Source organism: Microbacterium sp. JZ37 (assembly GCF_035188445.1).
GTDB classification, from domain to species: domain Bacteria; phylum Actinomycetota; class Actinomycetes; order Actinomycetales; family Microbacteriaceae; genus Microbacterium; species Microbacterium barkeri.
Map to the genome: position 1 here is coordinate 1019748 of NZ_CP045253.1, position 23333 is coordinate 1043080.

19 protein-coding genes are annotated in these 23333 nt (G+C 73.1%); 12 read left to right on the top strand and 7 right to left on the bottom strand.

The features are described from left to right. Positions 1 to 5: 5 nt before the first annotated feature. The 3 genes from GC092_RS04595 (at position 6) to GC092_RS04605 (ending at position 2870) form a co-directional block, all read left to right on the top strand. Positions 6 to 401 carry a cytidine deaminase gene (locus tag GC092_RS04595; protein ID WP_271173859.1) on the top strand — a complete coding sequence of 132 codons (396 nt, stop codon included), beginning with the start codon at positions 6 to 8 and terminating at the stop codon, positions 399 to 401. Beyond that, a complete protein-coding gene (locus tag GC092_RS04600; RefSeq protein WP_324014230.1) occupies positions 398 to 1687 on the top strand; it encodes a thymidine phosphorylase in 1290 nt (429 codons plus the stop codon). Before GC092_RS04595 ends, GC092_RS04600 begins: the two co-directional genes overlap by 4 nt. Positions 1688 to 1754: 67 nt before the next feature. Continuing rightward, the gene (locus GC092_RS04605) at positions 1755 to 2870 is read left to right on the top strand and encodes an adenosine deaminase (RefSeq protein WP_324014231.1); all 1116 of its coding nucleotides are present in this window, start codon (positions 1755 to 1757) and stop codon (positions 2868 to 2870) included. 87 nt (positions 2871 to 2957) lie between these two features. Here the strand turns inward: GC092_RS04605 and GC092_RS04610 are convergent, their stop codons facing one another. From GC092_RS04610 to GC092_RS04630, 5 genes are read right to left on the bottom strand one after another with little or no spacing between them, the layout of a single operon-like run. Beyond that, entirely contained in the window at positions 2958 to 4103 is a 1146-nt protein-coding gene (locus GC092_RS04610) for a mannitol-1-phosphate 5-dehydrogenase (RefSeq protein ID WP_324014232.1), read from the bottom strand. Next, positions 4103 to 6172 (bottom strand): PTS mannitol transporter subunit IICBA, encoded by a 2070-nt coding sequence (locus GC092_RS04615; RefSeq protein ID WP_324014233.1) that lies wholly within the window; start codon positions 6170 to 6172, stop codon positions 4103 to 4105. Before GC092_RS04615 ends, GC092_RS04610 begins: the two co-directional genes overlap by 1 nt. A gap of 29 nt (positions 6173 to 6201) precedes the next feature. Further along, the gene (gene ptsP / locus GC092_RS04620) at positions 6202 to 7857 is read right to left on the bottom strand and encodes a phosphoenolpyruvate--protein phosphotransferase (RefSeq protein ID WP_324014234.1); all 1656 of its coding nucleotides are present in this window, start codon (positions 7855 to 7857) and stop codon (positions 6202 to 6204) included. Then, the gene (locus GC092_RS04625; protein ID WP_271173853.1) at positions 7857 to 8132 is read right to left on the bottom strand and encodes an HPr family phosphocarrier protein; all 276 of its coding nucleotides are present in this window, start codon (positions 8130 to 8132) and stop codon (positions 7857 to 7859) included. The genes ptsP and GC092_RS04625 overlap by 1 nt, the downstream gene beginning before the upstream one ends. A 16-nt stretch (positions 8133 to 8148) precedes the next feature. After that, positions 8149 to 8472, bottom strand: coding sequence for a PTS sugar transporter subunit IIB (locus GC092_RS04630; protein WP_271173852.1), 324 nt, complete (start codon positions 8470 to 8472; stop codon positions 8149 to 8151). Positions 8473 to 8634: 162 nt separating this feature from the next. Between GC092_RS04630 and GC092_RS04635 the strand changes: the two genes are divergently transcribed. Further along, complete coding sequence (locus GC092_RS04635) at positions 8635 to 10557, top strand: BglG family transcription antiterminator (RefSeq protein WP_324014235.1); 1923 nt, start codon at positions 8635 to 8637, stop codon at positions 10555 to 10557. A gap of 83 nt (positions 10558 to 10640) precedes the next feature. Here GC092_RS04635 and GC092_RS04640 read toward each other — a convergent pair whose 3' ends face one another. Together GC092_RS04640 and GC092_RS04645 are read right to left on the bottom strand one after the other, a co-directional pair. Continuing rightward, positions 10641 to 12296, bottom strand: a complete 1656-nt coding sequence (locus GC092_RS04640) for a phospho-sugar mutase (protein WP_324014236.1) — start codon at positions 12294 to 12296, stop codon at positions 10641 to 10643. Next, the gene (locus GC092_RS04645; protein WP_271173849.1) at positions 12296 to 13126 is read right to left on the bottom strand and encodes a purine-nucleoside phosphorylase; all 831 of its coding nucleotides are present in this window, start codon (positions 13124 to 13126) and stop codon (positions 12296 to 12298) included. The genes GC092_RS04640 and GC092_RS04645 overlap by 1 nt, the downstream gene beginning before the upstream one ends. Positions 13127 to 13195: 69 nt before the next feature. Here GC092_RS04645 and GC092_RS04650 point away from each other — a divergent pair, with 69 nt between their 5' ends. The 8 genes from GC092_RS04650 to GC092_RS04685 all read left to right on the top strand — a co-directional run bounded on the left by GC092_RS04650 (position 13196) and on the right by GC092_RS04685 (position 23314). After that, entirely contained in the window at positions 13196 to 14635 is a 1440-nt protein-coding gene (locus GC092_RS04650; protein ID WP_271173848.1) for an NAD(P)H-quinone dehydrogenase, read from the top strand. Positions 14636 to 14965: 330 nt separating this feature from the next. After that, complete coding sequence (gene pdhA / locus GC092_RS04655) at positions 14966 to 16084, top strand: pyruvate dehydrogenase (acetyl-transferring) E1 component subunit alpha (RefSeq protein WP_282979670.1); 1119 nt, start codon at positions 14966 to 14968, stop codon at positions 16082 to 16084. Next, positions 16081 to 17100: an alpha-ketoacid dehydrogenase subunit beta gene (locus tag GC092_RS04660; RefSeq protein ID WP_324014237.1), complete on the top strand. Its 1020-nt coding sequence runs from the start codon at positions 16081 to 16083 to the stop codon at positions 17098 to 17100. The genes pdhA and GC092_RS04660 overlap by 4 nt, the downstream gene beginning before the upstream one ends. Beyond that, positions 17097 to 18452 (top strand): dihydrolipoamide acetyltransferase family protein, encoded by a 1356-nt coding sequence (locus GC092_RS04665; protein WP_324014238.1) that lies wholly within the window; start codon positions 17097 to 17099, stop codon positions 18450 to 18452. The genes GC092_RS04660 and GC092_RS04665 overlap by 4 nt, the downstream gene beginning before the upstream one ends. 71 nt (positions 18453 to 18523) lie before the next feature. Further along, positions 18524 to 20068 (top strand): carboxyl transferase domain-containing protein, encoded by a 1545-nt coding sequence (locus tag GC092_RS04670; RefSeq protein WP_324014845.1) that lies wholly within the window; start codon positions 18524 to 18526, stop codon positions 20066 to 20068. Positions 20069 to 20073: 5 nt separating this feature from the next. Continuing rightward, the gene (locus GC092_RS04675; protein ID WP_324014239.1) at positions 20074 to 22017 is read left to right on the top strand and encodes an ATP-binding protein; all 1944 of its coding nucleotides are present in this window, start codon (positions 20074 to 20076) and stop codon (positions 22015 to 22017) included. Further along, positions 22014 to 22490 (top strand): MaoC family dehydratase, encoded by a 477-nt coding sequence (locus tag GC092_RS04680; RefSeq protein WP_271173842.1) that lies wholly within the window; start codon positions 22014 to 22016, stop codon positions 22488 to 22490. Before GC092_RS04675 ends, GC092_RS04680 begins: the two co-directional genes overlap by 4 nt. After that, positions 22487 to 23314, top strand: coding sequence for an HpcH/HpaI aldolase/citrate lyase family protein (locus GC092_RS04685; RefSeq protein WP_324014240.1), 828 nt, complete (start codon positions 22487 to 22489; stop codon positions 23312 to 23314). The genes GC092_RS04680 and GC092_RS04685 overlap by 4 nt, the downstream gene beginning before the upstream one ends. The last annotated feature ends 19 nt before the right edge of the window (positions 23315 to 23333 follow it).

The window sequence follows — 23333 nt, forward strand, 5'->3', positions numbered from 1 at the left end:
GAGAGATGACAGACATCGACTGGGACGAGCTGCGTGCCGTCGCGACCGACGCCATGACCCGGGCGTACGTGCCCTACTCGAAGTTCCCCGTGGGGGCGGCCGCCCTCGTGACGGATGGCCGGATCGTGGCCGGGTGCAACACCGAGAACGCGTCGTACGGCGTCGGGCTGTGCGCCGAGTGCGGCCTCATCTCGAATCTCGCGATGACCGGCGGCGGGCAGCTCGTCGCGTTCGTGTGCGTGGATCGCGAGGGCCGCACCCTCATGCCGTGCGGGCGTTGCCGGCAGCTGCTGTTCGAGCACGCCCTGCCGGGCATGCTGCTCGAGACCGTGTCGGGCATCCGCAGCATCGAAGAGGTGCTGCCCGACGCGTTCGGACCCCGAGACCTGGAGGAGCGATGAGCCCCGAGCCGTTCGACGCGGTCGACGTCATCCGCGCCAAGCGCGACGGCGGCGCGGTCCCCGAGGACGCGCTGCGCTGGATGGTCGACGCCTACACGCGCGGGTACGTCTCCGACGCGCAGATGTCGGCGTTCACGATGGCCGTGCTGCTGAACGGCATGGAGCGGGACGAGATCCGCGTCATGACGGACGCGATGATCGCGTCGGGGGAGCGGATGTCGTTCGCGTCGCTCGACAAGCCGACTGCCGACAAGCACTCCACGGGCGGCGTGGGCGACAAGATCACGCTGCCCCTCGCCCCGCTCGTGGCGGCCTTCGGCGTCGCCGTGCCGCAGCTCTCCGGGCGGGGGCTCGGCCACACGGGCGGCACGCTCGACAAGCTCGAGTCGATTCCCGGCTGGCGCGCCGCCCTCTCGAACGAGGAGATGCTCGCCCAGCTCGCCGACGTCGGCGCCGTGATCTGCGCCGCGGGCACCGGTCTCGCCCCCGCCGACAAGAAGCTCTACGCGCTGCGCGATGTCACCGGCACGGTCGAGGCCATCCCGCTCATCGCGTCGAGCATCATGTCGAAGAAGATCGCGGAGGGCACCGACTCGCTCGTGCTCGACGTGAAGTTCGGCACGGGCGCCTTCATGAAGGACCCCGCGCGCGCACGCGAGCTCGCCGAGACGATGGTCGCGCTCGGCACGGACTCCGGCGTGAAGACCACGGCGCTCCTCACCGACATGAACACCCCGCTCGGGCTTGCGATCGGCAATGCGAACGAGGTGCGCGAGTCGGTCGAGGTGCTCGCGGGCGGCGGCCCCGCCGACGTCGTCGAGCTCACCGTCGCGCTCGCCCGCGAGATGCTCGCGCTCGCCGGACAGCCCGACGCCGACGTCGAGGCGGCGCTCGCGGACGGCCGCGCGATGGACACCTGGCGCCGCATGATCCGCGCGCAGGACGGCGACCCCGATGCGCCCCTGCCCGTCGCGCGCGAGACGCACACCGTGACGGCGAGCCGCTCCGGCGTCGTCACCCGGATGGACGCCTACGACTTCGGGATCGCCGCGTGGCGGCTCGGAGCAGGGCGCGCGCGGGCCGAGGACGCGGTCGTCCACGCGGCCGGCATCGACCTGCTCGTGAAGCCTGGCGACGCGGTCGCCGAGGGCCAGGCGCTCTTCACGCTCTCGGCGGATGACGGCGCGCGCTTCGACAGGGCGCTGGACGCTCTCGACGGCGCGTACGAGATCGGGGATACTGCTCCCGAGACCGCGCCCCTCGTGCGCGAGCGCATCACCGCCTGACCGACCGACGACATCCGGACCGCGGCCATCCCGCATCCGTCCGCACCGCACGACCCTGGAGGCCGACATGGCGAAGGACAAGACCGCTGAGCCCCGCGTGCAGGGCGTCGCGCTGCGCAGCCTGCCCAAGGTCTCGCTGCACGACCACCTCGACGGCGGCCTGCGGCCGGAGACCATCCTCGAGCTCGCGGAGGGGACGGATGTCGCGCTGCCGGCGTCGGACGCCGCAGCGCTGCAGGAGTGGTTCGCCGAGCGCGCAGACTCCGGCTCGCTGGTCGAGTACCTGAAGACCTTCGAGATCACCGTGGGCGTCATGCAGACGCGCGAGGCGCTCACCCGCGTCGCGCGCGAGTTCGTCGAGGACCTCGCGGCCGACGGCGTCGTGTACGGAGAGGTGCGCTGGGCGCCCGAGCAGCACCTCGACGGTGGGCTCACGCTCGAGGAGGCCGTCGAGGCCGTGCAGGACGGCATCGAGCAGGGCGAGGACATCGTCGAGGACAGCGGGCGGAGCATCCGCGTGGGCCAGATCCTCTCCGCGATGCGCCAGGGCGACCGCGTGCAGGAGGTCGCCGAGCTCGCTGTCGCGTTCCGCCAGGACGGGGTCGTGGCGTTCGACATCGCCGGTCCTGAGGACGGCTTCCCGCCATCGCAGCACCGTGAGGCGTTCGACTACCTCGCCGGCGAGTTCTTCCCGGTCACCGTGCACGCGGGCGAGGCCGCCGGGGTCGCGTCGATCCGGTCGGCGCTCCTCGACGGACGCGCGCTGCGCCTGGGGCACGGCGTCGCGATCGCCCGGGACCTCGAGGTCGTTTCGCGCGAGGGCGAGGAGGTGCTCGTGCAGTTCGGCGACCTGGCGCGCTGGGTGCGGGATCGGGAGATCCCGCTGGAGCTGTCGCCCTCGTCGAACCTGCAGACCGGCGCCGTGGCCCACTGGGGGAGCCAGATCGAGGACCATCCGTTCGACCTGCTCTACCAGCTCGGCTTCTGCGTGACGGTCAACACCGACAACCGCCTCATGAGCCGGACCTCGCTCACGCGCGAGCTGGCCATCCTGCAGGCGGCCTTCGGCTACGACCTCGACGACATCGAGCAGTTCCAGCTCAACGCCGCGGCCGCGTCGTTCCTGCCGGTCGAGCAGCGTGAGGAGCTCATCGACCTCATCTCCGAGGGCTTCGCGCGGTAGGCGCCGCCCCCTGGGGCATGTCTCACTCGCCGCGGGATAGCCGACGGGTATCCCGCGGCGAGTGAGACATGCTGAGCAGGGCGGGGCCTATGCGGCCTGGTGCTCCGCGACGGCCGAGCGGATGGCGGGGAACAGCGGATGGGCGGGCTCGAGACCCGTGACCTGCTGGGTGAACGCGTCGGCGTCGAGCTCGCCGAGGAGCGCCTGCAGCTGCACGGCCTGCTCGTCGCCCTCGTCGGAGAACGCGAGGGCCGCCGAGATCGCCGCGACGAGGGCGCTCGTCGATAGGCCGCGCTCGGCAGCCTCGGCGGCGGGGCCCACGAAGCGCTCGTGGCGCGACAGCTTGCGCAGCGGCTGTCTTCCCACGCGCTGGACGGTGTCGGGCAGCGCCGGATTGCGGAACCGCTCGAGGATCGTCGCGCGGTAGGTCGCGAGCTCGTCGGCGGGGAACCCGTGCTTCGCGGCGAGCAGCGCCGACGTCTCCTCGAGAGCCGCCTCGACCGAGGCCGCGACGGCCGGGTCGGCCAGCGCCTCGGCGATCCGCTCGAAGCCGGCCCGCGCGCCGTGGTACGCGGTCGCCGCGTGCCCCGTGTTCACCGTGAAGAGCTTCCGCTCGATGTACGGCGCGAGGTCGTCGACGAAGTGCGCCCCGGGGATGCTCGGCAGGTCGCCGTCGAAAGGGCCGCGCTCGATCGCCCACTCGAAGAACGGCTCGACCGTGACGTCGATGCCGCCGTCGGCCGGCTGGCCGGGGACGATCCGGTCGACGGCCGTGTTCGCGAACACGACGCGACCCTCGAGGGCGTCCCACGTGGCACCGGCGAGCTCGACGATCTCCGCGCGGAGCTGGTCGGTCGCTCCGATCGCGTTCTCGCACGCCATGACCTGCAGCGGGGGAGCGTCGGGGTCGCGCAGCGCGATCCCGGCGAGGATGTGCGGAGCGATGAACCTCAGGATCGTCGGCCCGACGGCGGTCGTGACGACGTTCGCCGTCGCGACCTCGTCGGCCACCGCCTGCGGGTCCTCTGCGCTGTTCACCGCGCGGAACCCCGTGACCTCCCGGTCGACGCCGCCCGCGCCGACCTCGTGGACCGTGTACGCGTCGGCGGCAGCCAGCGCGTCGACGAGGGGAGCGGCGACGTCGGAGAAGACGACCTCGTACCCTCCCTCGTGCAGCAGCAGGCCGACGAAGCCGCGGCCGATGTTCCCTGCTCCGAAGTGGACGGCCTTCATCAGTCCTCCTGGTTGACGCTCTGGAAGAGCTCGAAGAGCTCCTCGGGGGTCGCCGCGGCCTTGAGGCGCGCGATCTGCGACTCGTCGCTGAACAGCTCGGCGACGTTCGACAGGATCTTCAGATGCTCGTCGCCCTTGCCGGCGATGCCGACGACGAACGTCACCGCGTCGCCGTCCCAGTCCACCCCGCCGTCATAGCGGACGACCGAGAGCGCCGACCCGAGGATGGCGTCCTTCGCCTCGTTCGTGCCGTGCGGGATGGCCAGCTCGTTGCCCATGAAGGTCGACACGGTCTGCTCTCGGGCCAGCATCGCGTCGAAGTACGCGCCCGTGACGGCGCCTGCGCTCGCGAGGATGTCGGCGGCCTCCTGGAGCGCCTCCTCCCGCGTCGCGGAGCCGGCGTGGATGCGGACGCTGCCGCGCGTGAGGACCGCGTCGTCGGCGGGGCGCGACGTGCCGCTGCCGATCGGGCCGGTCGTCGTGGGCACGGCACGCGCCTCGCGACGCGTCGTGGGCGCGGCAGGCGCGTCGGCCTCCGCGGGGGCCGCCCCGCCCGATGCCTGCTCGCGCAGGAGCTCCACGACCTCGTCGTAGCGCGGCGAGTTCATGAAGTTGTCCACGGAGACGTGCACAGCGCTCTGCTCCCGCTGGCGGGCGCGGTCGGTCAGCTGCGCCTGCGTGATCACGAGGTCCGCCGTGCCGTCGAGCGACGCGATGGCCTTGTTCGTGACCGTGACGCCCTCGATGCCCGCCTGCTTGATCTTGTTGCGCAGGACGCTCGCTCCCATCGCCGACGACCCCATGCCGGCGTCGCACGCGAAGATGACCTTCTCGATCGGCCGGGTCGCGACGGCCGTGCCGCCGGCGAGGCCGCCCAGCACGCTGGACTTCCGGCCCTTGTTCGCCTCGGTGCGCGCGACGGCGTCGGCGAATCCGTCTGCGCCCGCCGCTTCGGCGGCGAGGTCGCGCTTGCGGCTCGCGCGCAGGATGACCGCGGCGATGAGGAACGTGACGGCCGCCGACAGCACGACCGCGAGGATGACCCCGAGGTAGCTGTCGCGCGCGGTCTGGATGAGGACGGCGATGATCGAGCCCGGCGCCGCGGGGGCCACGAGGCCCGAGCGGAAGAGCACGTTGGTCGCCACGCCCGTCATGCCGCCCCCGATCACCGCGAGGATGAGGGCCGGCTTCATGAGCACGTACGGGAAGTACACCTCGTGGATGCCGCCGAAGAAGTGGATGATCGCTGCACCGGGAGCGGAGGCGCGAGCCGCGCCGACGCCGAAGAAGGTGAAGGCGAGGAGCAGGCCGAGGCCCACGCCCGGGTTCGCCTCGAGGAGGAAGAGGATCGACTTGCCGTCCTCCGTCGCCTGCGCGAGGCCGAGCGGCGTGAGCACGCCGTGGTTGATCGCGTTGTTGAGGAAGAACACCTTCGCCGGCTCGATGAGGATGCTCGTGAGCGGCAGCAGGTTGTTGTCGACGAGCCATCCCACGGCCCCGCCGAGGATGTTCATGAGGAAGTTCACGACCGGCGCGAGCACGTAGAACGCGAAGATCGCCGCGACGAAGCCGAAGATGCCGGCCGAGAACATGTTGACGAGCATCTCGAAGCCGGCCTTGACGCGGCCCTCCCAGAGCGCGTCGAGCTTCTTCATGATCCACGCGGCGAGGGGGCCCATGATCATCGCGCCGATGAACATGTGGATCGTCGGGATGGGGCTCTCGCCCGCGGGGAGGTCCGCGTTCTGCAGGCCGATGAGCCAGTCCGAGCCGGCGATCGCGCCGAAGGTCGCGATCGACGCGACGACCGCACCGCGCGTGTCGTAGATCATCCGGCCGCCCTGCGCGGCGATGAGGATCGGCAGGAGGTAGTGGATCATCGGCCCGACGATCGAGTTGAGCGCCTCGTTGGGCGTCCACCCGACCTCGATGAAGAACGCGGTGAAGAGGCCCCACGCGATGAGCGCGGGGATGTTGGGCATGATCATGCCGGAGAGGAAGGTGCCGACCTTCTGCACTCCGACGCGAAGCGATCCGGGCGTCTTCGCCGCGGTGCGGGTGTCACTCATGGGTATCGGGCTTTCTGCTGTGGGGGATCTCAGGAGGAGACGGCGGCTCGGGCGGCTTCGCGCGCCGCCTCCGCGCTGCTCGCCGAGAGCGCGGCCTGCGCGATGCGCTGCGCGTCCTCGAGGGTGTGCTTCAGGAGCTCGGCGCGCACGTCGACGAGCGCGGGAGGAGACATCGACAGCGTCGTGGCGCCCAGGCCGACGAGGACGACCGCGAGGAGCGGGTCGGCCGCGGCCTGACCGCAGATGCCGACCGGCTTGCCGTGCTTCGCGCCGGCCCGGCCGATCTCGGCGATGAGGCGCAGCACGGCGGGGTGCCACGGGTCCTGGTACGACGACACCGTGCCGAGCATGCGGTCGGCCGCCATCGTGTACTGCACGAGGTCGTTCGTGCCCACCGAGCCGAAGTCGGTGACCTCGTACACCGCGTCCGCGAGGAGCGCGACCGACGGCACCTCGACCATGACGCCGGCCGTCTTGATGCCGTGCTCGCGCGCGATGCGCGTGAAGTACTCGGCCTCCTCGACCGTCGCCACCATGGGCGCCATGACCCAGAGATCGGCGTCGGTCGCCGCGTCGGCGTTCGCGAGCGCCGTGAGCTGGTCGCGGAGGACCTCCTCGTGGTGGCGCAGCGCGCGCAGACCGCGTCGGCCGAGCGCGGGGTTCTCCTCGCCCTCGTCGGTGAGGAACTTCAGCGGCTTGTCCGCACCCGCGTCGAGCGCGCGCACCACGACCTTCCTGCCGGGGAAGGCCTCGAGCAGCTTCGTGTACGACGCCGTCTGCGATTCGACGCTGGGCGCCTCGTCGGAGCTGAGGAACAGGAACTCGGTGCGGAAGAGCCCCACGCCCTCGGCGCCCAGCGCGACGGCCTCGGCCGCGCCATCCGGGTTGCCGAGGTTCGCGAGCAGCGGCACGGCCGTGCCGTCCGCGAGCGCACCGGGGGTGATCGGCGCGCTCGCCGCGGCGCGCCGCGCCTCCGCGCGCTCGGCCGCCGCCGCGCGCTGCTCGTCGGTCGGGTCGATCGTGACGACGCCGGCCGCCGCGTCGACGATCGCGACGGCGCCGTCGACGAGCGCATCGCTCTCGCCGGTCCCGACGATCGCCACGATGCCCTTGTCGCCCGCGAGGATCGCCGTGTGCGACGTCGGGCCGCCCTCCGTGGTCACGACCGCGAGGACCTTCTCGAGGTCGAGCAGGGCCGTGTCGGCCGGGGCGAGGTCGGGCGCGACGAGGACGAACGGATGGCCGGGGTCGGGCACGCCGGGAGCGGAGACACCGCGCAGGTGCGCGATGACGCGCTGCGCGACGTCGGCGAGGTCGGCGGCGCGCTCGCCGAGGTAGCCGCCCATCGCCTGGAGGGTCTCGGCGAACTCCGCGAAGGCCGCGTGCACGGCCCACTCGCCCGTGCTGCCCGCGTCGATGCGCGCGTGGACGCCCTCCTCGAGGGTCGGGTCCTCGGCCATCATGGCCTGGGCCTCGAGCACGTCGCGGGCCGCGCCGCCGGCGCGCTCGCCGCGGGCGTTGAGCTCCGCGGCGACGGCCGCGACCGCCGCGGCGACCGCGGCCTTCTCCTCGTCGGGGCTCTTCGCGCTCTTCTCGTCGCGCGGCGGCTCGAGGCGCGATGCCATGCGGGCGATCGGCCCCTGCGCGACGCCCTGGCCGATCCCGACGCCGCGGAGCTCGAGCATCACTCGGCGTCCGTGTCGGTCTCGAGCTGAGCCGTGAGCTGGTCGAGCACGGCCTCGGCGCCGTCGCCCTCGACCGTGAGGGTGACCTCGTCGCCCGTGTTGGCCCCGAGCGAGATGACACCGAGGATGCTCGCGGCGTTGACGGGCTTGCCGTCGCCCTTCGCGATCGTGACGGCGAGCCCCGAGTTCTTGGCGGCCTCGGCGAACAGCTTGGCGGGGCGCGCGTGCAGTCCGTGCGACGATGCGATCTTCACGGTGCGGGTGACAGCGGACATGGGTGCTCCTTGCGGTTCATTCGGATGCGGGCGCATCCGGGGCGGCGGCGGCCCGCACGAGCGCGAGCACGCGCGTGCCGTCGGTGTCGGTGAAGACGTCGTCCGGCAGCGGCACGACGGCGACCCCGCGCGGCGACGCCGCCCCGCGGATCGCGTCGAGCGATGTCGTGAGGTGCGGCCCCACGAGCACGATGTCCGCCGCGTCGAGATCGACCGGCAGCGACACCTGCGTGCCCGCGAAGGCCGACCAGGAGAGCCCGGCGGCGCGCGCAGCGCGGTTCACGCGATGCGCGACGAACGTGCTCGATGCCCCTGCACCGCACACAACCAGGATCCTCATCGACGCCTCCTGATCCTCATCCTCCCGAGGCGCGCTCGGCAGGACAACCACTCTTTCTTCCGCCCGGGCGGAAAGCGCGGGCGGCCCCACACGCCGCAGCGCGCCCGGGGCGTGCGCCCGCGCCCAGCGCGACGTGATTGACTGTCGGAGGAGGAGGTGCGCGTGTCGAGACAGCGTCAGGATCGTCTCGTCGCGATCCTCCTCAGGGACGGCGGATGGATGACGGCCGCGGCGCTCGCCGACCTCCTCGGCGTCACGCCGCGCAGCGTGCGCTCGTACGTGACCGCCGTGAACGCGCGCGTGCCCGACCATCCGGTCATCGCCTCTGGCCCCGCGGGGTATCGCGCGCACCCCACGGGCGCCGCGCTCCTGCGCGAGCGCGACCAGCCCCCGCAGAGCGCGCCGCGCGACCGCCTGCACCGGCTCATCCATGCGCTCATCGATGCGGACGACGGCCTCGACGTGTACGAGACCGCCGACGCGTTCCACGTGAGCGAGGCGACGCTCGAGTCCGACCTCGCGCGCGTGCGCGCTCTCGTCCGCGAAGGCGGCGAGCTCTCCCTCGACCGCAGCGGGCCGCGCATCGCGCTCGTCGGCACCGAGCTCGCGCGCCGCCGCCTGCTGTCGTCGCTCGCGCACGACGAGATGGAGGACGGCGCGTTCGACGTGGAGGCGCTCCGCCGGGTCGCGGGATCGACCTCGGTTCCCGCCGAGGCGTTCGGGCGGTTCAAGTCCGCCCTCGCGGCCGAGCTCGGCGACCTCGGCTACTTCGTGAACGAGTTCGCCGTCGCCGACGTCACGCTGCACGTGTCGATCGCCGTCGATCGCGCGAGCCAGGGCCGCGCGCTCGAGACGGTGCACGGCACGCCGCCCGCCGAGCAGGAGCGCCTGGCCGAGGTGGTCGGGCGCCTCGCGGAGGCGGCCCTCGGGGTGACCCTCGGGCGCGGCGACCGCATGCACCTCGCCTCGCTCCTCCTCACGCGCGTCGTCGTGCCCGGAGCCGGCGCCGTGGGCACCGCGGGCGTCGACCCGGTCGTGGACGCCGCCGTCCGCGCGGCGGTCGCCCGGGTGTCGAACGAGTACCTCGTCGCGCTCGGCCGCGACGAGTTCGTCGAGCGGCTCGCGCTGCACGTGCAGAACCTCGCGCACCGCGCCCGCGAGCAGGCGTGGTCGCGCAACCCGCTCACCCGATCGCTCAAGACGACGTACCCGATGATCTTCGAGGTCGCCGTCTCGATCGCGGGGGAGCTGTCTGAACGGCTCGGCATGTCGATCCGCGACGACGAGATCGCGTACATCGCGATGCACGTCGGCGGCGAGCTCGAGCGCGAGCGGCGCGCCGAGACCCGCCTCACCGCGACGATCGTGTGCCCCGGCTACTACGAGCTGCACGAGCTCCTCCGCTCGAGCATCACCCGCTCCCTCGGGCAGGCGGTCGAGGTCACCGAGGTCGTCACGCGCGTCGACCCCGACTGGAAGGCGATCGACACCGACCTCGTGCTGACGACGATCGAGCCGCCCACGCCGTCTGAGAGCACGGTCCGCATCCGCCCGTTCCTCACCGACGGCGACGTCGAGCGCGTCATGCAGGCCGCCGCCCGGATCCGCCGGGGCCGCCGTCTGTCGCGGCTGCGCGCCGAGCTCGAGCGCTACTTCGACGCCGGCGCCTTCGTCCGAGGCCTCGACGACGCCCTCGGCGAGGAGGGGATCATCCGCGCCCTCGGCGCGCTGCTCGTCGAGCGCGGGGTGATCGACGACGCCTACGTCGAGGGCGCGATCGAGCGCGAGCGGATGTCGTCGACCGCGTTCACCGACGCCCTCGCGGTTCCGCATGCGCTGCGGATGACGGCATCGCGCACGGCCATCGCGATCGGGATCGCCGACCCGTCGGTCGCATGGGGAGACGGGCGCGTGCAGGTGGTCGCCCTCGCCGCGTTCAGCGAGAGCGACCGCGAGGCGTTCCAGACGGTGTTCGAGCAGTTCGTCGAGGTGTTCGGCGAGCGTGAGAACGTGCAGCGGATCATCCGCCGCGGCACCGACTTCACCGGCTTCCTCGACGAGCTCGTCGCGATCATCGGCCAGTAATACTCTGCGAGCTCCGGGCGCTCAGCGCCCGGACGTTGAGCGAGCGCAGCGAGACGAAACGCAGTGAGCCGCCTCCGGACGGCTCAGCCCAGGTCGAGCGCCTCCCGCACCGCTGCGTCGAGCGCGGACAGTCGGGCAGCGGCGTCCTCGGGGGAGCCGCCGCGCACGTCGAGGTACGCCTTGAGCTTCGGCTCCGTCCCGCTCGGGCGCACGATGACGCGCGAGCCGTCGTCGAGCGTGTAGCGCAGGATGTCGCCCGACGGGCCGCCGTGCGCGGGGTGCAGGAGGTCCTCCGCGCGCGTCACGGCGCGCTCGCCGAACGCGCTGGGCGGCGACTGGCGGAGCGCATCCATGATCCGGCCGATGATCGAGATGTCGTCGACGCGGATCGAGACCTGGCCGCTCGCGAAGTGGCCGATCTCCGCGGCCAGCTCGTCGAGCATCCCGGAGATCGTCGTCCCGCGGCCGCGCGCCTCTGCCGCGAGGCCGAGGACGGCGACGGCCGCCGAGATGCCGTCCTTGTCGCGCACGGTCTCGGGGTTCACGAGGTAGCCCAGGGCCTCCTCGAAGCCGAACACGATGCCCGGGGCGCGCGAGATCCACTTGAACCCGGTCAGCGTCGTGTGGAAGTCCAGTCCGTGCCGCTCGGCGATCGCTCCGAGCGCCGGCGACGACACGAGCGAGCAGGCGAGCGACGCCCCCGGCGTGCCCTCGGCGGCGCGTGCGGCCCGTGCACCCAGCAGCATCCCGATCTCGTTGCCGGTCAGCCGCCGCCATCCGTCGGGGCCCGGCACGCCGACCGCGAGCCGATCGGCGTCGGGGTCGTTCGCGAGGACGAACTCGGCGTCGTGCGCGGCTGCCGTCGCGAAGGCGAGGTCCATCGCGCCCGGCTCCTCGGGGTTCGGGAACGCGACGGTCGGGAAGGCCGCGTCGGGCGCGATCTGCTCCGCGACGACGGCCGGGGCCGGATACCCGGCGCGCGCGAGGATGCGCTCGAGCGTCTCCCACCCGACGCCGTGCATCGCCGTATAGGCCCAGCGCATCCCGGCGGCCGATGCGGGGGCCGGCGCGACCGCGGCGGTCGCGGCGACGTAGGCCTCGACGACCTCCTCGGCGGCGAGCTCGTACGCGTCGGAGCGCGGTAGGTCGGGAACGCGGACCTCGTCGGCGACGCGCTGGATGTGCGCGGCGATCTCTCGGTCGGCGGGCGAGACGATCTGCGCGCCCTCATCGGCCCCGCCGAGATAGACCTTGTACCCGTTGTCGTCGGGCGGGTTGTGGCTCGCAGTGACCATGACGCCCGCGTCGGCGCCGAGGTGGCGCACCGCGAACGCGAGGACGGGCGTCGGCAGAAGGCGGGGAAGGAGGATGGCGGTCAGCCCGGCCCCCGCGAAGATCTCCGTCGAGTCGCGCGCGAACACGTCGGAGTTGCGGCGTCCGTCGTACCCGATGACGACGCGGGGCCGGGCGCCATCCGCTGCGCGCTCGGACAGGTACGCCGCGAAGCCGGCGGCCGCCTGCGCCACGAGCACGCGGTTCATCCGCATGGGGCCCGCCCCGAGCTCTCCGCGCAGGCCGGCCGTGCCGAACGCGAGGCGCCCCGCGAAGCGGGAGGCGAGGTCTGCCGAGGCCGCGGCATCACCGCCCTCCGCGCGCGCGATGAGCCCGGACAGCTCCTCGCGGGTGACCGGGTCCGGGTCCTGCGCGAGCCAGTCGCGCGCGTGCGACAGGACGTCCATCAGAGCTTCCCCACGACCTCGGCGAGCAGAGCCGAGATCCGGCCCTCGGCCATCCGCCCCGCCTCGATGACCTCCTCGTGGCTGAGCGGATCGGGCGAGATCCCCGCGGCGAGGTTGGTGATGAGGGAGAACCCGAGGATCTCCATGCCGGCCTGGCGCGCGGCGATGGCCTCGAGGGCGGTCGACATGCCGACGATGTCGCCGCCGATCGCCTTCGCCATCTGCACCTCGGCGGGCGTCTCGTAGTGAGGGCCCCGGAACTGGCAGTAGACGCCGCTGTCGAGCGTCGGGTCGACCGAGAGCGCGATGTCGCGCAGGCGCGTGGCGTACAGGTCGGTGAGGTCGATGAACGTCGCGCCCTCGAGCGGCGAGTCGGCCGTGAGGTTGATGTGGTCGCTGATGAGCACGGGCTGGCCCGCGCTCCAGGTCTCCTTGATGCCGCCCGCGCCGTTGGTGAGCACCATGACCTTCGCACCCGTCGCCGCGGCGGTGCGGACGCTGTGCACGACGCGGCGGACGCCGTGGCCCTCGTAGTAGTGCGTGCGCGCGCCGATCACGAGCACGTGCCTGCCCGCGGGCGTGCGGACGCTGCGGAGGGTTCCGACATGCCCCTCGAGCGCGGGGCGCGAGAAGCCCGTGACCTCCGTCGCCGGGATGGTCGCGACGGTCTCGCCGATGAGCTCGGCGGCCTTGCCCCAGCCGCTGCCGAGGGTCACCGCGACGTCGTGTCGCTCGACCCCCGTGAGCCGCGCGATGTCGGCCGCGGCGGCCTGGGCGACCTCGAACGGGTCGGCGGGCGGATCGAGCGGATGTGCGCCTTCCAGAGTCATGGCATGAGCATAACGACCGGTCTCCGGCCGGGGTCGTGCCGATCTCGCAGGAAGGGGGAGAATGGAGGCATGGTCTTTGATTTCGAGCGGACGCAGCGCATCGCGATTCTGGGAGGCGGCCCCGGCGGCTACGAGGCGGCCCTGGCGGGCGCTCAGCTCGGCGCCGACGTGACCCTCGTCGAGCACACGGGCGTCGGCGGGTCGGCGGTGCTGACCGACGTCGTTCCGTCGAAGACGCTCATCGCGACGGCCGACGCGGCCCAGTCGATCGCCGACGCGGGGGAGCTCGGCGTGCAGTTCTACGCGCGCGGCGAGGACGGCAAGCCGCTCAAGCCCGAGGTCGCCATCAACCTCCTCGCGATCAACAAGCGCCTCCTCGCGCTCGCGGGGCAGCAGTCGGAGGACATGCGCGCGCAGCTCATCGAGGCCGGCGTCAAGATCATCTCCGGACACGGGCGCCTCGAGGGCGATGAGGCGATCGTCGTCTCGACGGGGCCGAAGGGCACCGACTTCGATCGCGTCGAGGCCGACACGATCATCGTGTCGGTGGGCGCGTCGCCGCGCGAGCTGCCCTCGGCCAAGCCCGACGGCAAGCGCATCCTCACGTGGAAGCAGCTGTACGACCTCGAGGCGGTGCCCGAGCACCTCATCGTCGTCGGATCCGGCGTCACGGGCGCCGAGTTCGCGTCGGCGTACATGAACCTCGGCGCGAAGGTCACGCTCGTCTCGAGCCGCGACCAGGTGCTCCCCGGCGAGGACCAGGACGCTGCGAAGGTCCTCGAGAAGGTCTTCACGCGCGGCGGCATGACGCTGCTCGCGAAGTCGCGCGCCGACAAGGTCGAGAACACGGGAGACGGCGTCACCGTCACCCTCTCCGACGGCCGCGTCGTCGAGGGCTCGCACTGCCTCATGGCGGTCGGCTCGATCCCGAACACCGCCGGCATCGGCCTCGAGGACGCGGGCGTCCAGCGCACGGAGTCGGGGCACATCCGCATCAACAAGGTGGGGCGGACGTCGGTGCCCAACGTGTACGCGGTGGGCGACTGCACGACGATGATGCCGCTCGCGTCGGTCGCGTCGATGCTCGGCCGCACCGCGGTCTTCCACGCGATGGGCGATGTGGCCATCCCCTTCGACACGCACAAGATCGCCTCGAACATCTTCACGAGCCCCGAGATCGCGACCGTCGGCTGGACGCAGCCGGCCGTCGACGAGGGCGAGGTCAGCGCCGAGGTGCACAAGCTGCCGCTCGCCTCGAACGCGCGCGCGAAGATGATGGGCGTCAAGGACGGCTTCGTGAAGCTCTACGCGCGCGAGGGGTCCGGCACGATCGTCGGCGGCGTCATCGTCGCGCCCCGCGCGTCGGAGCTCATCTACCCGATCTCGATCGCGGTCGAGCGCCGTCTCACGGTGGACCAGATCGCGCGCGTGTTCGCGGCGTACCCGTCGCTCGCCGGCTCGATCACCGACGCCGCGCGCGCCCTGCACCACGTCGACCGCCGGAGCTAGCGACCTCAGGCGCCGGCGCGGCGCGCGGAAGAGCCGGCCCCGGGATCGTCCCGGGCCGGCTCTTCGCATGCCGCTCTCGTGCACGCGGCTCTTCGCATGCCGCCCTCCCGCATGCCGCCCTCGTGCATGTCTCACTCGTCGTGGGTTTCGGGGTCCCATAACGACGATAAGTGAGACATGCAGAGCCGTAGGGGCGGCGAGGAGTGAGCAATCTGCGGACTTCTGACGGATGTCATTGCTCGGTCTGCTGGGTCGGCGTAGCGTGAGCGGTGTCCGGACCAGGACGGCAATGACGCCCACAAGGCGCAGCGCGAACGAGGAGGTTCCGCGATGTCGATCGCCATTCCCGCACCCCGCAGCGAGCTGGTCGAGGGGCTCGACACCCCGCTCGGCGTCCTCGCCCCCGACGGCTCCCGACGCGCGTGCCGCACGCTCGACGAGCACCTGGCCGACCTCGACGAGACCGCGCTCACCGACCTCTTCGTCGACATGTCCCTCGTGCGCCGCGTCGACGAGGAGGCCTTCGCCCTGACCCGTCAGGGCGAGCTCGTGCTGTGGCCGCCGCTGCGCGGACAGGAGGCGGCGCAGGTCGGGGCCGCGCACGCCCTCCGCGAGACGGACTTCGTCTTCGGCTCGTACCGCGAGCACGCCCTCGCCGTGCTGCGGGGCGTCGACCTCGGCGACCTGCTGCGCGTGTGGCAGGGCCACGCGCTCTCGGGCTGGGATCCCCTCGCGCATCGGATGGCCACGCCCCAGATCATCATCGGCGCGCAGACCCTGCACGCGACGGGATACGCGATGGCGGTGCGCCGCGACGGCGGCGACGACATCGCGGTCGCGTGCTTCGGCGACGGCGCGACGAGCGAGGGCGACGTGAGCGAGGCGATGGTGTTCGCGAGCTCGTTCCAGGCTCCCGTGGTGTTCCTCTGCCAGAACAACCAGTACGCGATCTCCGAGCCGGTCCGCGTGCAGTCGCACGCCGCGCTCGCGCTGCGCGCGACGGGCTTCGGGATCCCGGCCATCCGCGTCGACGGCAACGATGTGCTCGCGGTCCTCGCCGCGATGCGCGCGGCGGCCGACCGCGCGCGTCGGGGAGAGGGGCCGACGTTCGTCGAGGCGGTCACGTACCGGATGGGCCCACACACGACGACGGACGACCCCGGCCGCTATCGCGACGCCGACGAGGTCGACGCCTGGCGCGCGAAGGACCCGATCGACCGGCTCGAGCGCCACCTCGCCTCCGTCGGGGCGCCGATCGAGCACATCCGAGAGGAGGCGCGGATCCGCTGCGACGCGATCGCCAAGGAGATGCGCGCGGCCGTCGTGCAGGCCGAGGCACCCGCCCCGGAGAGCCTCTTCGACCACGTGACCGTCACGCCCACGCGTCGGATCCGGCGCCAGCGAGCCGAGCACCTCGCGTTCGCGGCGAGCATCCAGGAGGAGCGATGACGGTCGAGACCCTCAGCCTGGGCGCGGCCGTCGGGCGCGCCCTCGCGGACGCGCTCGAGGGCGATCCCGACGTCGTCCTCATGGGCGAGGACATCGGGCGGCTCGGCGGCGTCTTCCGCGTGACGGACGGACTGCAGGCGCGCTTCGGCGCGGAGCGCGTGATCGACGCGCCGCTCGCCGAGTCCGCGATCGTCGGAACCGCGGTCGGCATGGCCTACCGCGGCGCGCGACCGGTCGTCGAGATCCAGTTCGACGGCTTCGTCTTCCCCGCGCTCGACCAGATCGTCACGCAGCTGTCGCGCCTGCACTACCGCACGCACGGTCGGCTGCGGATGCCCGTCACGATCCGCGTGCCGTTCGGCGGCGGGATCGGCTCGGTCGAGCACCACGCCGAGTCGCCCGAGGCGTACTTCGCGCACACGCCGGGCCTGCGCGTCGTCACGGCGTGGAGCCCGCAGGAGGCCTATTCGACGCTGCGTGCCGCGATCGCGAGCGACGACCCCGTCGTGTTCCTCGAGCCCAAGGCGCGGTACTGGTCCAAGGGGGAGGTCGACACGGCGCTCGTGCGCGACCTCGACGCCGCCGAGGTGCTCGTCCGCGGACGCGACGTCACGCTCGCGGCGTACGGGGCGGTCGTGCAGACGGCGCTCGACGCCGCCCTCGCCGCCCGCGACGAGGGGATCGAGATCGAGGTCATCGACCTGCGCTCCATCTCGCCGCTCGACGTCGACACGGTCGTGGCGAGCGTCGAGCGGACCGGGCGCCTCGTCGTCGCCCACGAGGCGCCCGCCGAGGTGTCGGTGTCGAGCGAGCTCATCGCGAGCGTCGTCGAACGGGCGTTCGGGGCTCTCGAGGCGACCCCCGAGCGCGTGACCGGATACGACACGCCCTACCCGCCATCCGCTCTCGAGTCCCATTACCTGCCGAGCCTCGACCGCATCCTCGACGCGGTCGACCGCTCGCTCGGGCGCCGCTCGTCGCGGACGGGGCTCGTCCTCGAGGGGAGCGCGCGATGACCGCCGTCTTCCGCCTGCCCGACCTCGGGGAGGGCCTCACCGAGAGCGAGATCGTCGCGTGGAAGGTCTCTGAGGGCGACTCGGTCACGCTCAACCAGGTCATCGCCGAGGTTGAGACCGCCAAGGCCGTCATCGACCTGCCGAGCCCCTACGCGGGCGTGATCCGCCGCCTGCACGCGAGCGAGGGCGAGACCGTGGAGGTCGGCGCCCCGCTCGTCGAGTACGACCTCGAGGACGCCGCAGAGGCGGCCGCCGACCCCGAGCCCGCAGAGCCCGCGGAGCCCGCGGACGCCCCGCCCGCGCCATCTGCGGACGCCCCACCCGCGGAGCCCGAGCCCTCCGCGGACGCCCGGCCCGCGCCCGCGGAGCCCGAGCCCTCCGCGGACGCCCCGCCCGAGCAATCCGAGCCGTCCGAGGAGCGGGTCGCCATGCTCGTCGGGTCGGTGCGGATGGACGGCGCGCGGCGCCCCACGCGCAGACCGCGCACGTTCGCGCAGACGCCGTTCGTGCGCGCGGAGCGGTCGCCAGCGCGCGCGTTCCCGCCGGTCCGCCAGCTCGCGAAGCAGCGGGGGATCGACCTCGCCGCGGTCACGCCGACCGGCGAGGGCGGCGTCGTCACACGCGCCGATCTCGATCGCGCGGCCGCCCATCCCGCGCCGCCGACCTCGCACCGCGAGCGCCTGAGCGGGCTGCGCCGGGAGACGGCCAAGGCGATGACGGCGTCGGCGCTCTCGGTCCCGCACGCCGCATGCTTCCTGCAGGTCGACGTCACGGAGACCCTGCGCCTCGCCCGCGACCTCGCCGCAGAGGGCGGGGCGAGCCCGACGCTCCTCTCGCTCGCCTCGCGCGCCATCGTGCTCGCGGCTCGACGCACGCCCGGCGTCAACGCGCGCTTCGACGCCGACGCGGGGGAGATCGAGTTCCATGATCGCGTGAACCTGGGCATCGCGGTCGCGACCGACCGCGGTCTCGTCGTCGCGAGCGTCGACGACGCCGAGCGCCTCGATGCCATCGCGCTCGCCGGCGCCATCGCCGAGCGCGCGGCCGCCGCGCGCGACGGCTCGATCGGGCTCGCCGCGCTCACGTCGTCGACGATCACCGTGTCGAACGTCGGCGTCTTCGGCGTCGACGGCGGCATCCCGATCCTCACGCCCGGGCAGTCGGCGATCGTCGCCCTCGGCGCGGTGCGGCGCACGCCCTGGGAGCACGACGGCGACATCGCGCTGCGCGACGTCATGACGATCACGGTGTCGTTCGACCACCGGGTGATCGACGGCAGGGAGGCGAGCGCCTTCCTCGTCGACGTCGGGGAGATGCTCGAGCGACCGGGGCTCGCGCTCGCACGGGGGTGAGGATGGCCATGGAGCGGCTGACGACGACGGTGGACGCGGGCGGCGCGGAGGGCGCGGCGCGCGACGCGCGGATGCGCGAGCTCGTCGCCGACCTGCGCGCTCGGCTGGAGTCCGCGGCGCTCGGCGGCAGTGACCGTGCGCGCGAGCGGCACGTCGCGCGCGGCAAGCTGCTGCCGCGGGAGCGCGTCGACCGGCTGCTCGATCCGGGCAGCCCGTTCCTCGAGCTGTCGCCGCTCGCGGCGAACGGCCTGTATGACGACGAAGCGCCCGCGGCCGGTCTCATCACCGGCATCGGCGTGGTGTCGGGCCGCCGCTGCGTCGTCATCGCCAACGATGCGACGGTCAAGGGCGGCACGTACTTCCCGCTCACGGTCAAGAAGCACCTCCGTGCGCAGGAGGTCGCGCGAGAGAACCGGCTGCCGTGCATCAGCCTCGTCGACTCGGGCGGCGCATTCCTCCCGATGCAGGACGAGGTCTTCCCCGACCGCGAGCACTTCGGCCGCATCTTCTACAACCAGGCCACGATGAGCGCTGCGGGCATCCCGCAGATCGCGTGCGTCATGGGCTCCTCGACCGCGGGAGGCGCCTACGTGCCCGCCATGAGCGACGAGACCGTCATCGTGGCCGAGCAGGGGACGATCTTCCTCGGCGGCCCGCCGCTCGTCAAGGCGGCCACCGGCGAGGTCGTCTCGGCCGAGGACCTCGGCGGCGGCGAGCTGCACACGACGGTGTCGGGCGTGGCGGATCACCTCGCCGACTCCGACGAGCACGCGCTGCGCATCGTGCGCGACATCGTCGCGACGCTCCCGCCCGACCCGGCGCCTCCGTGGGTGATCGCCCCGCCCCGCGAGCCGGTCGTCGAACCCGAGACGGTCTATGCCGCCATCCCCGAGGATCTCCAGACGCCGTACGACGTGCGTGAGATCATCGCCCGCCTCGTCGACGCGAGCGCGTTCCACGAGTTCAAGGCGGGCTACGGCACGACGCTCGTGACCGGGTTCGCGCGCATCCTCGGCCACCCCGTCGGCATCGTCGCGAACCAGGGCGTTCTCTTCTCGGAGAGCGCGCTCAAGGGTGCGCACTTCGTCGAGCTGTGCGACCAGCGCGGCATCCCGCTCGTCTTCCTCCAGAACATCACGGGCTTCATGGTCGGCGCGGAGTACGAGCGCGGCGGGATCGCGAAGAACGGCGCGAAGATGGTCACCGCGGTGTCGTGCGCGCGCGTCCCGAAGCTCACCGTCGTCGTCGGAGGGTCGTTCGGCGCCGGCACCTACTCCATGTGCGGTCGCGCGTTCGACCCGCGGTTCCTCTGGCTGTGGCCCAATGCGCGGGTCTCGGTGATGGGAGGGCCCCAGGCCGCGAGCGTGCTCGCCACGGTCAAGCGCGAGCAGATCGAGGCCGACGGCGGCACCTGGTCCGACGCCGAGCAGGCCGCGTTCGAGGAGCCCATCCGCGAGCGGTACGAGCGCCAGGGGTCGCCGTACTACTCGACCGCGCGCCTGTGGGACGACGGCGTCATCGATCCCGCCGACACGCGTCGCGTGCTCGGCCTCGCCCTGGGCGTCGTCGGCCGCGCGCCCCTGCCCGACGTCCGCTACGGCGTCTTCCGGATGTGAGGGCGATGTTCGACAGGGTCCTCATCGCCAACCGCGGCGAGATCGCGCTGCGGGTCATCCGCACGCTCGATCGGCTCGGCATCGCCTCGGTCGCGGTGCACTCCGACGCCGATGCCGACGCACCCCACGTGCGCGCCGCGACCGAGGCCATCCGCATCGGCCCCGCCGATCCGCGGCGGTCGTACCTCGACATCGAGGCGGTCATCGCCGCCGCGCTCGCAGCGGGTGCGCAGGCCGTGCACCCCGGGTACGGCTTCCTGTCGGAGAACGCCGCGTTCGCGCGGGCCTGCGCGGAGGCCGGCATCGTGTTCATCGGCCCGCCGCCCGGGGCGATCGAGACGATGGGCGACAAGATCCGCGCGCGCGCCGCGGTCGAGACGCGCGGCGTGGCCACCGTGCCCGGCATCGCCGAGCCGGGGCTCGACGACGCCGCGCTCATCGCGGGGGCGGCGCGCGTCGGCTTCCCCGTGCTCGTCAAGCCGTCGGCGGGCGGGGGCGGCAAGGGGATGCACCGGGTCGACCGCCCCGAGGACCTGCCCGCGGCGCTCGCGCAGGCGCGGCGCGAGGCGGCCGGCGCGTTCGGCGACGACACCCTCTTCGTGGAGCGCTTCGTGGCCGACCCTCGGCACATCGAGGTGCAGGTGCTGGCCGACGCGCACGGCGCGATCATCCACCTGGGGGAGCGGGAGTGCTCCCTGCAGCGTCGTCACCAGAAGATCATCGAGGAGGCGCCGAGCCCGCTCCTCGACGCGGCGCAGCGCGAGGCGATCGGGCGCGCGGCGTGCGAGACGGCCCGGACCGTCGGGTACACGGGCGCGGGGACGGTCGAGTTCATCGTGTCGGGTGCGCGCCCCGATGAGCCGTTCTTCATGGAGATGAACACGCGGCTGCAGGTCGAGCATCCCGTCACCGAGCTCGTGACCGGCGTCGACCTCGTCGAGCAGCAGCTGCGCGTCGCGGCGGGCGAGCGCCTCGCGATCGCGCAGGAGGACATGCGGATGACCGGGCACGCGATCGAGGCGCGCGTCTACGCCGAGGATCCGTCGGCCGGGTTCCTGCCGACGGGCGGGCGGCTCATCGACGTCGCATGGCCGAGCAGCGCGCGCGTCGACGCGGGTGTCGAGGCCGGGACGGTCGTCGGCGCGCACTACGACCCCCTGCTCGCGAAGATCGCGGTCCACGCGGCGACGCGCGCGGACGCCGTCGCGGGTCTGCGCGATGCGCTCGCGCAGACGCACCTGCCGGGGATCGTCACGAACCTCGGCTTCCTCCGTCGACTGCTCGAGGTGCCGGCGGTCGCGGACGGCGCCCTCGACACGGGCCTCGTCGACCGCGAGGTCGACCGCCTCGCGGCGGAGACGACGCCCGACGCGGCCTTCGCAGCGTGCGCGCTGCACGAGCTGCCGCCGACGACGGGGGCGTGGGCCGCCGACGGCTGGCGCATCGGCGGGGCGCGGGGCGCACGGCTGCGCTACGCGGACGGCGACGCCGTCGCGACCGTGTCGATCGACATCCGTGCGACGCCGTGGCGGATCTCGGTCGAACGGGATGGCGCCGCGCGCCCGGTCGCGGAGGCCGACGCCCGCGCCGTGCGGGTGCTCGAGGACCCGGGGGACCCCGCGGGCGCGCTGTGGGCGGTCGGGCCCGACGGCGACGCGCGCGTCGCCCCGTACGCCCCGCCGCGCCGGGTGCGCAGGGGAGCCGCGCCCGCCCTCGCCTCGCCCATGCCAGGGACCGTCGTGGCCGTCCACGTCGCCGACGGCGCGGAGGTCGGCGAGGGCGCGGCCGTCGCGAGCGTCGAGGCGATGAAGATGGAGCACGTCCTGCGCGCGCCGGTCGCCGGGATGGTGCGCCTCGACGTCGCGGTCGGCGAGACCGTGTCGCGCGGCCAGCAGGTCGCGCGGATCCTGCTCCCTGCGGGGGCGTCAGACGAGGAGGGGACGCCGTGAGCGCCGAGCGCCGCATCACCCAGCGCGGGCTGTGGTTCGACGAGTTCGAGACGGGAGTCGTCTACGAGCACCGGCCGGGCCGCACGATCACCGAGGCCGACGACGTGCTGTTCACCACCATGACGATGAACACGCAGGCCCTGCACCTCGACGCGCACTGGGCGGCGCAGACGGAGTTCGGCGAGCGACTCGTCAACTCGATGCTCACCCTCGCGACGATCGTCGGGATGTCGACGGGCCAGCTCACGAACGGGACGATCGTCGCGAACCTCGGGTTCACGAGCGTCGAGTTCCCCGCCCCCATGCGGCACGGGGACACCCTCTACGGCGAGACGCGCGTGCAGGAGACGCGGCCCTCGCGCTCCCGACCCGGCCAGGGGATCGTGACCCTCGAGCACATCGGCCGCAACCAGGACGGCGTCGTCGTGGCCCGCGCGGTCCGCACGGTGCTCATGCAGGGGAGGCCGCGATGAGCGTCGCGCTCGGTCCCGCTCTGCTCTTCTGCCCCGCCGACCGCGCCGACCGGTTCGCGAAGGCGGCCGAGCGAGCCGACGCGGTGGTCCTCGACCTCGAGGATGCCGTCGCGCCCGACGCGAAGGACGCCGCTCGTCGCGCGGTGGTGGAGTCCGCGCTCGACCCCGCCCGCACTCTCGTGCGGGTCAACGACGCCCGGAGCGGACAGCTCGCCGCCGACCTCGACGCTGTGCGCCGGTCGCCGTATCGCGCCGTGATGCTCGCGAAGACGGAGGCCGCCGCAGACGTCGACGCGCTCGGCGACCTCGAGGTCGTCGCGCTGTGCGAGACGGCGGCGGGTGTCGTGCGCGCCGCGGAGATCGCGGCGCACCCGCGCGTCACGGCGCTCATGTGGGGCGCGGAGGACCTCGTCGCGTCGATCGGCGGAACCTCCAGCCGCACGCAGGACGGCGCCTACCGCGCCGTCGCGATGCACGCGCGCTCGGCCATCCTGCTCGCCGCGGGAGCCTTCGGGAAGGCGGCCGTCGACGCGGTGCACCTGGACATCGGCGACCTGGACGGCTGCCGCGCCGAGGCCGAGGACGCGGCCGCGAGCGGGTTCGCCGCGAAGGCCGCCATCCATCCGTCGCACGTCGCGGCCATCCGGGCGGCGTTCGCGCCCTCGGATGCCGAGGCCGCCTGGGCGCGCCGCCTGATCGCGGAGTCCTCCGCGCGCGGCGGCGTCTTCCGGTTCGAGGGCCGCATGGTCGACGAGCCGGTTCTCCGACACGCGCGCGCCATCCTCGCGCGCACCGCACGCGGGGCCACGAGCCCCGCCCCCTGAAGGGAGACGACGATGTCGC